This window comes from Algoriphagus sp. PAP.12 (genome assembly GCF_026652115.1).
In the GTDB taxonomy this organism is placed as follows: domain Bacteria; phylum Bacteroidota; class Bacteroidia; order Cytophagales; family Cyclobacteriaceae; genus Algoriphagus.
On sequence record NZ_JAPPSQ010000004.1, the window covers coordinates 212744 to 228208 of the forward strand.

A 15465-nucleotide genomic window follows, 5' to 3' on the forward strand; every position below is an offset into this window, starting at 1 on the left:
CAATTCTGTCAGATCGGGATTAAAATAGTAAACGATAAGTTACTGTAGAGCTAGCAGGAAGATAGATAGCACCATTCTGAGCTACTGGCTTTACCTTTTCACCTACAGAAAGGAACAAACCGCTATCCTTTACCCAATAGAGTCCATCTCCCATTTCTACCAATTCCTGACCTGGTGCAACTTTCATCAAGGTGCCTGCAGGAAATGCTGAATAACTGATACTTCTTTCGATACCTTTTCCGCTATCGATTACTTGAATTCTATCCTTGAATTCGGCTCCTGATTCATTTACAGCTTTAAACTCCAAGGCACCAGGGCCTAAGATTTCATATCCTTTTGATTTCAAATCATCAGCAAGTGGAGCATAAGTTGCATTGTAAAACAATTCTTCTCCTTGGCTCAATTCTGTCACAGCTCCCAAAGGTTTGGAAACTCCATTACCTCGGCTGTTCCACATTGGAGTAGCATCCAAGAATCCACCTCTCCATACTCTGATCAATTCATTTGAATTCAAATCATAGGAATAGCTTGTTCCAAAAGGAGAAGAAACAGAAATACCATGAGAAATCTTAGGAGCATCTGGCACCTCAATAAATGATCTCAACACAGGATCTTGTTCGGTATCTACTAAAATTGGATCGGTAGGCCAACCCTGGAAACTTCCAGCTGGATTACTGTACTCTGTTGGCCACATGGTATCACCTGCAACGCTTAAGGAGAACCCTTCAGTAGTCCAATCTCTTGGCTTGGAAACCCAAATAGTCACTGGATATTCACCTGCTTCCAATTGTTTTTCCACTCGAATACCGCCACCTTTTAAAGCCGCAGAACCTGAGCCAATTTGCAATGAACCCAATCCGTTAGGAACAGACATGAAGAAGGTATAATTACCCGCCTTTTTGATAGAAACTTTAGTCTCCAATTTCGCCAAAGACTCTTGAGTCAATCCCGTAGAAAACTCATCGAAATTTGCAATAGTACCCTTGTTGGCAGCGGTTAAGCTGCTTGCACTTGGCATTTCTTCGAAAGAACCAGGATACACTTCATAAGTAATAGCTGAAAAAGTCGGAGCTGGCGTATCCATCGGCTTCACAGTCAAAGACTGAATAGCTACTGGACCGTGATCTCCTTGAATTCTGATAGGACCTTCGGCCACTTCTCCACCTGGAAGTGCTCCTCTGGTAGGTCCAAAAAGTTCAACATCTTCATGAATCAATACTCCATTGAGTACTACTGATTCGATTCGTGCATTTTCAATTTTCTCTCCAGAAGCAGAAAACTTAGGAGCTTTGAAAAGCACTTTTAATTCTTGCCATGTTCCAGGTGCTTTGGTAGCATTTTGTCTTGGAGCATAACCTTGATATCCTTTTTGACCATCGGGCTTGCTTTCATCCCAACGCTCATAGATACCACCATTGTCTCCCGCTTTGGGATCAGTAGTGGTCCAGCTATCCAAAAGCTGGATTTCATATTGACCTTGAAGGTATAAACCGGAATTGGAGCCCGGTGCCATCATGTAAACTAGAGTGACTTCAGCGTCACCAAATTTTTCATTGGAAACCAAGTCCATTCCTGGTTTCTTTTTAGCTGGTTGATTGACAAGGATAGTTCCCTGTCCGGAACTTTGGATTTCTTGAGCTCCCAAGGGATTTGCCCAAGCATCTCCTACCTCAGACCAAGAGCCTTTGTTATTGGAGAAATCAGCAAGGCGCAGCTGAGTAGTCTGGGCTGATACTGTGCAGATAGGAAGACCTATCGCCAGGCAAGCCCAAAGAGTTTTAGTTTTGGAAAACATAGGTTTAAATTGATTTACTATAGAATTTGGATAAATCCTTCCCGCAAATGGGGCTGCTAAATAATCCAAAAGTCAAGAGAATACCAATCATTCAATGCCTATATGAGCATAAGAATGGGTTGGAGGGTCAAATTATTGTCGGAAAGCAGGAAAATCGGCGGGACAAAATGCCCCACCGATCATTATTGATTAGTAACCTGGGTTTTGAACCAAGTTAGGGTTGGAATTCGTCTGAATTTCAGGAATAGGAAAAAGCTCCAAGTTAGGATCTCCACTTGGCTCATGATCCCACCAAGAATTAGATGTGAATGCACCGAATCTGATCAAATCAGTTCTTCTCTTTCCTTCGAAGATGAACTCTCTTCCTCTTTCAGCTAGAAGTTCATCCATTGTCAAAGTACTCGTTGTATAAGCTTCAGTAGCCCAATCTTCATCAGAGAATGCTCTTTTCCTAGACTCATTGATCAAAGCTACAGCTTCAGGTGTAGCCTGACCACCATTCTTTCTCATCAAAGCTTCGGCCTTGTTGAAATACAACTCAGTCAGACGGTAGATGATGTAATCATTTTCCTGATAATTAGGATCATCTTTAGTCCCAGACTTATACTTGTTAAATCTAGCACCAGAGTTTTCTTCACCTTCAGTCATGGAACCCTCACCTGTAGCACCCTCAGAGTTTCTTCTGATTGTATTCACATAAACCAGAGGTTGACCATCCCATTCTTCGGTACCGATCACAGGGTCGGTAGTACCATACTTATATTGAGGGCCAAATAGGAACCATTCAGACTTTCTCATGTCATTTTCTTCATAAGCATCAAATGCAGATGGGATAACAACGAATGCATTCCATCCACTGTAAGTCACATCCAAAGCTTCGGACATATTAGAATATCCCATGAAGAAGCCTCCCCATCCAAAAGAGAATCCACCTTGTCTACTGAAAGCAAACTGGAAGATATTTTCTGGAGAATTTTGGTTGTCATTTCTGAAAGGACCATTGATATCTGGATCCAATCCAATAGCTCCAGTCAAGGAACCGCCCTCACCATTGATTACTTTATCGGCGTAAGTAATAGACTGATCCCACATGGCAGTACCACTCCATTTTTCGGCATTCAAGTACAATTCGGAAAGCATTGCATATCCTGCAGCTTTAGAAACTCTACCTACCAATTCTTGAGAAAGTGGTTCCAAAAGCTCCACATTTGCTTCCAATTCGGATTTCACAAATTCAAAAACCTCAGATCTAGAAGATGTAGGAGGATTCAAAGGCTCACCAACTGTAGTGATAATAGGAACATTACCCCACATGTCCATGATTCTCATATAGTGATAAGCTCTCATAACTTTGACTTCAGCAATAATTGCTTGTCTTTCATCTTCAGTCATGCCAGCTCTTTCAATATCAAGACCTTCCACGTCTTGAAGGATAGAATTCACGTATCCTACTCCACCCCACATTAGTCCCCAAGCAGATCTCATTCTTGGTTCATTTGCAGTCCAGGTATGATAGTGCAATCTGATGTGATCACCACCATCATAACCATGACGTCCTTTTTGGGGCCAAGCGATTTGGTCAGCAGCAGATTCACCGTGATAGTAATACCCGTTTTGACCAGTAGGTGCCAACCAAGCTTGCATGTGGGTAAAAGGTCTCAAGACCCCTTGCATCACTTCAAGCTTATTGTTGTAAAAATTATCTTTGGACAGCTCACTGTAGAAAGTCTCAGAAAGGTCCATACATCCAGCAATCCCCAGTACGAGAAGTGCGATGGCTGTGCTATATATTCTTTTTATATTTTTCATTATTCAGAGTCTTTAGAATGTAACTTTCAAACCAAGAGTGTACGAATTGGTACGAGGGTAGAACCCACGATTGTCGATACCAGTCGTAAATCCAGTGTCTTGAAGTTCAGGATCTAGCCCTGTATAACTGGTGATAGTTGCCAGGTTTCTACCTGTCGCATACAATCTTAGATTCTTAACTGCTTTACCTTTAAGGTTAAAGTTGTAACCTAATGTAATGTTGTCCAGCTTCACAAAGCTTCCATTTTCTAGGTAGTAGTTTGAGAACTGAGGATTATCGTTTAGCTCGCTATTTTTGGTGATCGCACTTTCCAATAGGTTGTTTGGCAACCAAGCTTTGTTTCCAAAATATAGGTCTTGAGTATTCAAGATGTCATAAGCAAACTTACCTCTAAAGAAGATCGTCAAATCGAAGTTTTTGTAACGGAAAGAGTTATTCAAACTTGCCATATACTTAGGCACACCGTTTCCGATGATTGATAAATCTTCAGTTGCAATCTGATCAGCAGTTACAGCTGAACCATCAGCTTTGTAGAACAACCACTTACCATCTTCATTGAATCCTGCGAATTTCTTACCGAAGAAGTTACCTACCTTGCCACCTTCATTCACACGGATAGCAGCACCTAAGTTTCCTGGAGAAGGCAAGAACCCATATTCCAAATAATCCGCAGAATAGAATTCATTAGATAGTTGGGTAATCTTATTACCTAATACGTTTCCAGTGAAGTCAATAGAATAAGTGAAGTCATTTTTGTTAACCAACATGGCATTCAAATACAATTCAATACCTTGGTTACGGATACTTCCAACGTTGGTGTAGATTGAATTTCTAACGAATGGAGGCTGCTGAGCCGTATAATTATTCAACAAATCAACAGTTTCTCTATCATAGAGGTCCAAAGAACCGGAAACCTTATTGTTGAATAGGGCAAAGTCAATACCGAAGTTCCACTCTTGCTTTTTCTCCCACTTCAAATTCGGGTTCGGGTTTCTAGCAGGACCATAGGTTTGATAATAAACGCCATTTTGAGGATACACACCACCAGTGCTTAGGGTTACCAAAGACTGATAGTTTGGAATACCTTGATTACCAGTCACCCCATAACCTAATCTCAACTTCAAGTTTTCAATTGCACCTGAGTTTTGAAGGAAGGATTCTTTAGAAAGGTCCCAACCAACGGATGCTGCCGGGAAGTTACCCCACTTGTGATTGTCACCGAATTTGGAAGAACCTTCACGTCTGATGATTACCTGACCGAAGAACTTCTCTTTGTAGCTATAGCTTACTCTACCAAAAAGTGCGATCAAAGTATTGTCTTCTTTGAAAGATCCCATTCCAGGTCTTGGAAGTTGGGTATTGTTTATAGCAGTACCTGCGCCTAGGTTCCAATCTTCAAAAGCATCAGTGGTAAAACCTGAGTTATTTACCCAAAATTCTTCAAAGGTATTGTACTGATAACTGTAACCACCCAAGACATCAAATGAATGATCACCAACAACTCTTTTATAGTTCAAGGTAGATTCAAATACATCAGACCAAGATAATCCATTGTATTTTCTTGCATAGCCAGTTCCTTGAAATTCTGCACTCGGTCTTTGAGCAAAATCTTTCAAGGATCTAAATTGTCTGTCGTTGTAGGTGTTTTGAGTATGAGCTCCGAAAGCACTGATATTCAACCCTTCAATGATTTCGAAAGTCAATCTCATATCACCAGAGAAAGTCTGCTGATTTCTCTCATTTGTTCTGTATTCGTATCGTGACAGTGGATTGTAATTGTTATAAGCCTGAGTTTCTACAAATGTTCCGTCAGGGTTTTTGATTGGCGCAGTAGGGTTTCTTTGGATAGCTTGCTCGAAGTCTCCTCCACCACCTCCAAGAAGATTTGCTTTGTTGAAGTTTGCAGCAAGATTCGCCGCCATTTGCAATCTTCCATTTACTCCAGTCTGGTTGAGATTAATACGAGCTCCGTACTGAGTTCTGGAATTTTCTTTTGCAATCCCTTCCATATCATTGAAGTAGAAAGAAGCTCTATAATTAGAGTTTAGAGATCCACCTGAAGCTGAGAAGTTATGGTATTGACTCAAGTTTTGCTTGTTGATCAATTCATCATACAAATCCGTAGACGCACCCAAATCATTTACCTCGCCAATCAAACCTTCTTCAATCAAGCCTCTGTATTGATCAGGCGACAAAAAGTTAGGTTTTCTAGCTACAGCTTCTTTAGAGAAGTAAGTATTGTAATTGAAAGTCGGCTCTCCCGCCTTACCTTTTTTGGTTGTAATCAAAATCACACCATTGTTACCTCTGGTACCATAGATTGCTGCTGCAGATCCATCTTTCAACACATCGAAAGATGCAATATCATCCTGCTGCAAAAGATCCAAATTACCACCAGGGATACCGTCGATTACAATCAAAGGCGCCAAGTTACCCGTAAGGGAAGTTACCCCTCTCATTTGGATTGCTACACCTGAATTAGGATTATTACCTTCGGTTCTGGTGATGCTTAAACCTGCTACTTTACCTTGAATCAAGTCCAATGGACTTTTCACATTACCTTGGATGAAGCTCTCTTCATCTACTTTGGCTACAGATGAGGTGATTTCTCTTTTCTTCTGTGTACCATAACCTACCACGACAATTTCATCCAAAGACTTGGTATCTTGATTCATCGTGATATTGAAAGTTCTTCTATCACCGACAGGAAGTTCGGTAGTCTCCATTCCGATGAAACTAAATACCAAAACAGCATCAGGAGAACTGACTACCAAAGTAAATTTCCCATCAATATCTGAAACTGTGCCATTGGTAGTTCCTTTTTCAATAACGGAAACTCCAGGAAGAGGAAGGTTTGTTTCATCCACGATCACACCAGAAACTGTCTCCTGAGGAACCAATTCGATCATTACTTGATCGTCTTTTTTGGAGTCAGAATCAACTCTTACATGGATGTTTTTATTGATTTGCTTGAAATTCAAGCCTGTTTGCTGTGAAAAATCAACCAACAAATCGTACAGACTTCCAGAATTTGAGATTGTGACAGCTGGTAAATCTTTTAATTCTCTGGAGGTATAAACGAAATTATACCCAGTCACTCTTTCAATTCTTGAAAAAGCGTCTTGGACCTTTGCATTTTGAAGTTCGATTTTCACCGGAACCTCGTCTATGGCTTTAATTTGAGCATTGCTGGTATTGGCAAATAGCAAGCTCATCGAAAAGCACTGAATCAGAAAACTGTATAAAATGGTTTTGGACATAGCCAATAAGCGTAACAGTATGCTTTTTTTCATAACTTTACTTCATGTTTAAACTATTGTGAAATGGTTGAACTAGGAGTTTTGATTATCCGCCAAGACACATCAAAACTTCCACTGGCCGGGAGGGATTATTTCCTTTTCGGCCTTTTACTTTTTTGCTGGTTTTTTCATAGGCTCATGGGTTAAGGTTTAAAATGAATGTATACTTGTTTGCCTTGAAGCTCATATTCAAATCTTGAACTATAGCTGAGCCCCTTCAATATATTCTCAAGACTTTCATCTTTGAATTTTCCGGAAACCATCAGATCTCTTGGAACTAGATTTTCAAAGACTATATCCACTCCAAACCAATTTTCCAGTTTTAAGCTGGCCCTTTCGAATGGAGTATTTTTGAAAATCAATGTCTTATTCATCCATGAGAGTACTTGTTCCACATCAAATCTTTCTTTTTTCCAACCAGAGTCCTGAATTGAAGCTATGATTCCTTCACCGGGCATTAATGTCTCCTCCACATCTCCATTTTTCACAAGCACCACTCCAGTCATCAAAGAAATAGAAACACTCTCCTCTGGAAATGAAGAGATATTAAATGAGGTCCCTAAAGCCGTAGTCGTAATAGTCCCAGTCTGAACGACAAACGGTTTGCTCTTGTCATGGGCAACTTCAAAAAAGGCTTCACCTTCCAGCTGAAGCAACCTTAGAGAATCTGTGAATCCTTTAGCATAGCTAATCTTGCTTCCGGAATTCAAAAAAACCTTAGAACCATCTTCTAAAGTAATCGTCGATTTCACCCCTGGAGGTGCTTGATGAACCTCCATTTCAGCTATTGGAGAAACAATCTCCGTTTCTTCCAATTGGATAGTTTTAGTCAAAAAGAATCCTGCTGTTGCTATCAAAATCAAAATCGCTACTGCTTTTCTTTTCCAAGCGATTCGTGATTTTTTTAACTGCTCTTGCTCATATTGCTTGATGGCTGACCATGAATCCAAATTCACAACTTTGGTATCCGATTGCTCCACAGTTTCTTCTTCGATTTTCTGAGAAATGCCTTCCCATAGATCATTTTTAACAGTTTCAGAGATTTGCTTCTTCTCATGAGGAAGGTGGATAAGGATTTTTCTTGCCAATTCTATCTCCTTTATTTTCTCAGGATGTTTTTGCAAAAAAGACTCCCAATAAGCTCTTGCTTCCGGGTTGTTTTTAAAAATCCAATCTCTGAATTCTGGATCAAGTACAAAGTCTTCGACTGTGTAATTTGCTTTGCTCATAAAATCTGTCTTCAATGCTATAAGACAGACATCTCTAAAAGTTATCCTTCAGTTTTTAACTTTTTTTTAGAAAAATCGAAATTTGAAACTTTCTGTAGAAAAATACGGCTTTCGCCAAATTAAATTTTTCAGCTTAAATACTTTTTTAAGCTTCCGACAGCTTTCCAAGCAAGCGTATAAGTAGATCTCAGATTAATATTCATAATCTGAGAAGTCTCTTCGTAGGAGAAGTCTTCGAAAAAGAGGCAGTTAATCACGGCCTTTTGACGGTCAGGTAGACTTTCGATAGCCTTCACCAATTTTTCTTTCAAATGAGATTCAATTTGAATATTGATCAATTTGGATTCTGAGCTCTCGACCAAAAGCTCCCAATCCTCCATATAATCACTATGAATCGACTTATTTTTCTTGTCTACTTTTGCCAGTTTAAAAAGTTTATTTGCCAAGCACTTGTACAAGTATGCTTTAATTAAAACCGAGGAATTAATCTTGCTTCTATACTTCCAAAGGTCTAAAAAAACCTCTTGGATTGCATCTTTCACTTGATGCTCACACTTGGCAATCCCCATACCGAAAGAAAACAAATCGTCAACGTATTTCTCATAGAAAAAACGAAGTCCAGATTGTTCACCTTCTTTCAAAAGTGTCCAATATGTCAATTCCTCCTCGGAAATTTGGAGCTGGGCATTCATTGGTAAAATCGGGTCTGTTAATTGTAATCAACTTTGAATGAAAAGAGAAAGAATGAAAAATCAAAGTATTTTTTTTGGTATTGAATCAAGAAATAAATGAATAATAAGTAGACTATCAGACACTTATGTATAAAAAACTGCACTTTATAACACTTTCACAACCAGTTATATGAAAAATATTAATTTTTTAATCGACCAACTAATACTTAAAACAGATGCAATTTTATTTATAAACGGTAGCTGCTGAAACTGTTGGAATCTGAAAACTAATCGATATTAAAAACCTTTACTATTAATCGGTACAGAAGGATTATATATTCCAGAATTTCCACTTTAACCCTGATGAAAATTCTACTTTTGTCTTATGGACAACCAGATTTTAATTGACCTTGTGACCAAACGAATGCCCTTCGGGAAATACAAAGGGAAACTACTTTGCGACATTCCTGAGCACTATTTGGTATGGATGCATGGGCAAGGATTCCCAGAGGGAAAGTTGGGAATGTGGCTGCATACTCTTTATGAAATTCGCTTGAATGGACTTGAAGAAATCTTGACTCAATTGAAGAGAAATTATTCCAACCGCTAAGCTCAAGTGAAAAAACTCATCGACTTTCTTACTTGGCAGCGAGTCTCATCCTCCAAAATCCATTTCAAAAATCTTCAAAAGGAGAGCTTTTTACTTTTACTCTATGCTCTCTTCTACGTACTCCTTGCAATTTTTATTGCCTACATAATCACCCAAATTCCTTTACCAATTCTTGGTGCTAATGACTTCATTCAGGATTTTTGGTATGCTGGAGTATTCAAATTTACTTTCCTCTTGATTATTCCACTTTGGATCTTTTTCAAAGTTTGGAAATACTCCCTCCAAGACCTTTTACTTGGTTTAAAACCCAATATTTCAATGGTGATCAAAGGTGCCTTATTAATCGCAGTGGGATTTTTACTTAACACGAAACATCTGGCCCCTATTGCCAACCAAATCCCAAACTATCAAGATGCGCCGATCCGATTGATCATCGGAGTAATGCTACCACTTTTCATTGCAGGAATCCCCGAGGAGCTTTTCTTCAGAGCTATGCTACAGACAAGACTGGAAAAGCTTTGGAATACCCCCTTGGCAATTCTTGTTTCAGGTATTCTTTTTACTGCTTGGCATATTCCAAGCAGGTTCTTCTTGGCAGATGGAGTAGATGGTCAGGCTGGTGACTTGAATTCAGTTCTTCTGGGAACTGGTCTACCCGTTTTTATTGTAGGAGCTTTCTTTGGCTGGCATTGGTCAAGGTTTCGAAATCTTCCTGTACTTATTTTGATCCATTGGGCAATCGATATTCTACCTTCTGTATCTTCCTTTTTTGAAATTAGTTTTTGATCAGTTCCTCGTATAAAATATTCACCGTTTCCCTGATCACTTTATTATACCCATTTTCATAAGTCGAGTCGCAGCCATTCGTCATGACTACGATTCCAAATTTTTCTTGTGGATCAAAAAACATGGCACTATACAGCCCATAGGCGGATCCTGTATGACCTGTCAACATTTTTCCTTCAATCAACTTGTCAGTTTTCCATAATGCCAATCCATAATTCTCATTGCTGGAAAGAGGAGTTTGCATGATTTTCGAACTCTTCTTTTTGATAATTTTGGCCTGCTCCCCTTTGCCATAATTCATATGCATGATCATATACCTGGCAAGGTCAGGAGCGGAAATTTTCATTCCTCCCGTGGGAGAAAAAATCGGAGTACTATAGTTTTCCACATAATTAGCAATCTCTTCTTTCCTTGGTGCATAGGCAGCTGGAGAAAGAGTGAATTCCCCGGTTTTGGTATCATAGGTGTAAATATTAGCGAATTTTGAGGCATCCAAATCATTGACATTGAAGCCTCCATAAAGGCCTAGTGGATCTAAAATATGGTTCTTGATATAGTGGTCAAATCGCTCTCCTGAATACTTTTCGATGATCGTCCCTGTCATATTATAAGCCAAATTACAATACTGATACCCTTCACCGGGAGCATAATCATTGTAAGCCTTCTCCCAATTCGGGTTTTTCGCAGGATTGATCGCATCCAGGGTAAAATATCCTTCCGAATCATTGATACTGGAAGTATGAGAAAGCAGCATTTTCAAAGTGATTACTTTCTCAGGAAACTTGGGATTTCTGACCTCAAAGCCCATTAAATCACTTACGTCATTATCCAAAGACAACTTCTTCTGCTCCACCAATTGCATAATGGAAGTGGCAGAAAAGGACTTAGAAATCGAAGCGATTCTAAAAATATCTGTACTAGCTAATGGAACCTCATTTTCCTCTTTCCATCCAAAAGCTTCTTGATAAACCAACTCCCCATCTTTCACAACAGCAACGGAAAGTCCCATCACGGGAATTTCCTCCATCAACAACATGATTTTTTCAGCTTGTTGATTTTGGGCAAAAAGAGAGCCTGATAGACTAAAGAAGAGCGCAATGATAACAGATAGAGTTTTTTTCATATGATTAAATTTAATTGAAATCACCTCTCGGTACTGTTTATAGAATAGATTTTTCCATGACTGGTCAGATCTTTTACACTATCCAAATTCAAGAAAGTATCAGACAGTCAAAGTCACCGAAAACCTTATATTGCTGACTCAAAGAATATAGATTAGAGTATGAAAAAGTCAATTTGGATCATCCTTCTTTCCTTAATTTTTAGCCCGGCAATCTGTCAACAGCAGGACTTTTGGCCAGATGGCACGGTGATCTCAGATTGGTTTAAAGATGATTCGAAAATTGAGCTTTCCGATTTGGGTAGGCCATATGTCATCACAGAGCATGGAGTGAAAAACGACCCGGATCTCCTACAAACCCATCAAATCCAAGCAATCATAGATAAAGCGTCAGGTAATGGAGGCGGTGTGATCATCATCCCCGAAGGGACGTATTTGAGTGGAGCATTATTTTTCAAACCAAAAACCCACCTCCACTTGATGGAAGGTGCCGTTCTCAAAGGCTCTAATGAAATTGCAAATTACCCTAAAATCCCCTCTCGGATGGAGGGCCAAAATTTGGACTACTTTGCAGCTTTGGTCAATGCCTATGAGGTAGATGGATTTACAATTAGCGGGACGGGAACAATTGACGGAAACGGGCTGAAATTCTGGGAAGCTTTCTGGCAAAGGAGAAAAGAGGACCCGAATTGCACCAATCTGGAAGTTTCCAGACCTCGACTGGTTTTTATTTGGCGAAGTAACAATGTGCAATTGCAGGATGTGAGCCTGATCAATGCCGGTTTTTGGAGTAGCCACTATTTTCAGTGTGAGAATGTGAAAATCCTAGACCTCACCATCACTTCCCCAAGCTCTCCCGTAAAGGCTCCAAGCACAGATGCCATCGATCTAGACGTGGTGAAAAACGTCCTAATTAAAGGCTGCTACCTTTCTGTAAATGATGATGCGATTGCCTTAAAAGGAGGAAAAGGCCCTTGGGCAGACGAGGATCCAAACAATGGTGAAAACACTCATATTTTGATAGAAGACAGTGAATTTGGTTTTTGCCATTCGGCATTGACCTGCGGAAGTGAAGCTATTCACAATAAAAATGTCATCATGAGAAACATTCAGATTCAGGATGCTCATCGCCTACTTTGGCTCAAAATGAGACCTGACACGCCTCAGAATTACGAATATATCACAGTAGAAAATATCCGAGGACAAGCCCATAGTTTTATCTATGTGAAACCCTGGACACAGTTTTTTGACCTACAGGGAAGAAAGGATGTTCCCCTTTCCTATTCAGATCATATTACCATGAAAAACATCGATCTGGAATGTGATATTTTCTTTGATGTAGCGATCACAGAGCATGATCGATTGTCCAACTTCGACTTTGAAAATATCATGGTAAAGACCGAAAAGGCCAATTTCAATAAGGATTTGGTAAAAGGTTTTGAAGTCAAAAATGTCGTTGTGAATGGAAAGAGCTTAGATTAAACTTACTTCTTTTCAATATCCTGATTCCTCTTCTCCTTTAGCATTTGCTGGTAGGTTGGGACTTTGGACAGATCTTGAAAATCACTAGCATTGACCCAACCAAAGCTGACTTCCTCTCCTTTCAAATAGCGATTGTAGAAATCAACACTTTTTGGGTCTACATAAGGATACCGATCAAAAATATCCCCGTTTCCCAAAGCCCTTGGATCTCCTTGGGCTTTTAACTTTTCAAGGAGCTCAGTTTTCATTTCATTCTTCAAAACTTCAAAAGAATTATCCTCTGCTAAATTGACCAGACAATTTGGATCCTCTGCGATATTGTAAAGTTCTTCCTGTGGCCTTTTTCCAAAACTCCATTCCCAAAACTGAAAAGTTTCAGGCTTGTAAATGGAGTTTAGAACCACAGTTTTGGTAGCCCCACCATCTGTATTTAAATAACCAGTTTCTGGATTACCGGCAGGCCATCTTTCCGGCTCGAAATTATAGAGATATAACATTCCATTTTTCACCAAACCACGAATCGGGTATCCCTGATCATTCGGTCTTCCTACATCATGCCTTTCTTTACCTATAAGGACTTGGTCACGAGAAGAATTGATCACTCCGCTATTTTTTGAAAACAAAATATCTGTCAAACTTAAGCCTGTAATGCTATCCATTCCCGAGTCAGCCTCTTTGACTTCGGCTAATTCCAGGAAGGTCGGTGCAAAATCAATGAAACTCACATAATCTTCCACTTTTCTATTTTCACCCGAAATCCCTTTTGGCCAGCGCATCGCCAATGGCAAATGATTAGAATACTCATATTCCTGACCTTTGACTCTTGGGAACGGCATTCCATTATCTGCTGTCACTACAATCAAGGTATTTTCTAACTCGCCAATCGAATCCAGGTGATCCAACATTTTCCCCAATTGCAAATCAAAATATTCTATTTCATAGGCATAATCCAAAAGATCTGTTTTCACGGAATCTACCTTTGGCCAAAACTCAAAAACCTGATCATTCGCGATTTGCTCCAGACTCTTTTCACCTACTCGGATTCCAGATCCATACTCATAGCCACGATGTGGTTCCCAGCTTCCAAACCAGAAGAAAAAGGGATCATCAGTTGAATTATCACTCAAAAAAGCTTTGAAATTCTCCGCGTAATCAGTGTTTGCTATTCCCGTCGTAGGAGGATCTAATGTGAATTCTCCATACTTATTGACCAGCAAATCTCTAGGAGAACCATCTTCATTGGCTGCTTTCCCCGGTGCCCAACCTTTTCCTGTGTAGCCGACGTGATAGCCATTTTCATCCAAAGATTCTGCAAAAGATTTGAATTTTACTGGAAACTGAGGCCAGTGATTTGCTGCCTCTTCCAATTGCCAAGAATTGCGCCCCGTCAGGATATTGGCTCGTGAAGGAGCACATTTCGCATTGGGCGTATAAGCATTCATAAAGAGGATTCCTTCTTTGGCAATTCTGTCAAAATTCGGAGTATTGACCCAATCACAACCATACGCCCCCATGTGCAGATAAGTAACATCGTCCATGATTGCAAAAAGAATATTGGGCCTATCTACGACCTCCTCTTTTTGAGGTTGATTTTGACAGGAGATAAAAAATAGTCCTAATACACTAAAGCTTAGAAAATTGATCCGATTCATAAATGAAACTTACAGGGTTTTAGGATTGAAGCCAAATCCTATTTGATTTCCAATTTGTATCCTACACCCCTTAAATTGGATATAGAGATTTTTGGATCATTATTTAGCTTCTTTCGAAGTTTTGAAATAAAAGTATCTAAACTCCTTCCCACAAAAACTCCATTATCCTCCCAAACTTTTTTTGACAATTCTTCTCTAGAAACAATGTGATTGGGCCGACTAATAAGGACCTCTAGAATTTCGCACTCTTTAATGGATAGTATGATTTCTTCTTCCTGATGAATCAACTTCAATTGGTCCGGGTAAAACATGAATTGACCGATCGATAAGCAACCAGAATCAATTTTGGAATCTTTAGAGACCCGCTTTTCTGATGGTTTTTTAAAAACAAAAAATACGAAGGCCAAAGCAGGAATTCCCAAAAGGAATATTGAGGCCAAATTCGTATTCAAATTCTCAGGAAAATACACTTTCACTTGATAACAAGCCTTTGGCAAATCTCTTCCACAGCATGGTATCAAACTTTCCTCTTCGGATGGCTTAATCTGAAAACTATAAGCAATTTCATGATTCTGACATTCGACAATTTCAATTAAATATTCTGAAGGAAGAAAGTTAGACTTCTCCAATTGTGAGGCTATCTGGACAACAGAATAGGGCTTGATCGTAAGTTTTTTCTCAAAGGAAATCTCAAATTCCCCTTCTTGAACTTCTTTCACAGGAAGCACGATAGAACTTGAATCACCTTGGTTTAGCAAAAGCTGATGTCCAAGCATCCGCAAAGCCACCTTCCTTTCTTCGGAAGATTCATTTTCTCTCCAGGTGGCCCCCAAGCTTAGAAAGCCAACAACACAAACTATTAAAAGTAAAGCTCCGATTCTTTGATACATCGGGTGTAAGAAATGGAATTTTGGATGTTTTCACAAAGCTTGACAGAGGTTTTACACTTTTTTGACACTTGTATTTAGAAAAAAAGGGTGGTTGCAAGCAATTCAAAAAAAGCAACTTGAT

11 protein-coding genes are annotated in these 15465 nt (G+C 39.5%); 3 read left to right on the forward strand and 8 right to left on the reverse strand.

Annotation, left to right across the window (positions count from 1 at the left end; all coding sequences use genetic code 11):
• Nucleotides 1-19: 19 nt before the first annotated feature.
• The 5 genes from O0V13_RS07445 to O0V13_RS07465 form a co-directional block, all read right to left on the reverse strand.
• The gene (locus tag O0V13_RS07445) at nucleotides 20-1795 is read right to left on the reverse strand and encodes a 3-keto-disaccharide hydrolase (RefSeq protein WP_268034347.1); all 1776 of its coding nucleotides are present in this window, start codon (nucleotides 1793-1795) and stop codon (nucleotides 20-22) included.
• Between the two features lie 189 nt (nucleotides 1796-1984).
• Nucleotides 1985-3604, reverse strand: a complete 1620-nt coding sequence (locus tag O0V13_RS07450) for a RagB/SusD family nutrient uptake outer membrane protein (protein ID WP_268034348.1) — start codon at nucleotides 3602-3604, stop codon at nucleotides 1985-1987.
• Nucleotides 3605-3616: 12 nt separating this feature from the next.
• Nucleotides 3617-6898, reverse strand: coding sequence for a SusC/RagA family TonB-linked outer membrane protein (locus O0V13_RS07455; RefSeq protein WP_268034349.1), 3282 nt, complete (start codon nucleotides 6896-6898; stop codon nucleotides 3617-3619).
• A gap of 149 nt (nucleotides 6899-7047) precedes the next feature.
• Entirely contained in the window at nucleotides 7048-8133 is a 1086-nt protein-coding gene (locus O0V13_RS07460) for a FecR family protein (protein ID WP_268034350.1), read from the reverse strand.
• A gap of 128 nt (nucleotides 8134-8261) precedes the next feature.
• A complete protein-coding gene (locus O0V13_RS07465) occupies nucleotides 8262-8825 on the reverse strand; it encodes an RNA polymerase sigma factor (RefSeq protein ID WP_268034351.1) in 564 nt (187 codons plus the stop codon).
• Nucleotides 8826-9189: 364 nt separating this feature from the next.
• Between O0V13_RS07465 and O0V13_RS07470 the strand changes: the two genes are divergently transcribed.
• Nucleotides 9190-9414 (forward strand): DUF3820 family protein, encoded by a 225-nt coding sequence (locus tag O0V13_RS07470; protein ID WP_073572675.1) that lies wholly within the window; start codon nucleotides 9190-9192, stop codon nucleotides 9412-9414.
• Nucleotides 9415-9420: 6 nt separating this feature from the next.
• On the forward strand, nucleotides 9421-10200 hold the full coding sequence (locus O0V13_RS07475) for a CPBP family intramembrane glutamic endopeptidase (RefSeq protein ID WP_268034352.1): 780 nt from the start codon (nucleotides 9421-9423) through the stop codon (nucleotides 10198-10200).
• On the opposite strand, the gene O0V13_RS07480 is transcribed toward O0V13_RS07475, so the two are convergent.
• A complete protein-coding gene (locus tag O0V13_RS07480) occupies nucleotides 10190-11323 on the reverse strand; it encodes a serine hydrolase domain-containing protein (RefSeq protein WP_268034353.1) in 1134 nt (377 codons plus the stop codon). The genes O0V13_RS07475 and O0V13_RS07480 overlap by 11 nt on opposite strands.
• Before the next feature lie 159 nt (nucleotides 11324-11482).
• Between O0V13_RS07480 and O0V13_RS07485 the strand changes: the two genes are divergently transcribed.
• Nucleotides 11483-12802: a rhamnogalacturonidase gene (locus tag O0V13_RS07485; RefSeq protein ID WP_268034354.1), complete on the forward strand. Its 1320-nt coding sequence runs from the start codon at nucleotides 11483-11485 to the stop codon at nucleotides 12800-12802.
• A 2-nt stretch (nucleotides 12803-12804) separates the two neighbouring features.
• Here the strand turns inward: O0V13_RS07485 and O0V13_RS07490 are convergent, their stop codons facing one another.
• A complete protein-coding gene (locus O0V13_RS07490) occupies nucleotides 12805-14454 on the reverse strand; it encodes a sulfatase family protein (protein WP_268034355.1) in 1650 nt (549 codons plus the stop codon).
• A gap of 38 nt (nucleotides 14455-14492) precedes the next feature.
• On the reverse strand, nucleotides 14493-15344 hold the full coding sequence (locus O0V13_RS07495; RefSeq protein WP_268034356.1) for a winged helix-turn-helix domain-containing protein: 852 nt from the start codon (nucleotides 15342-15344) through the stop codon (nucleotides 14493-14495).
• Nucleotides 15345-15465 lie beyond the last annotated feature (121 nt).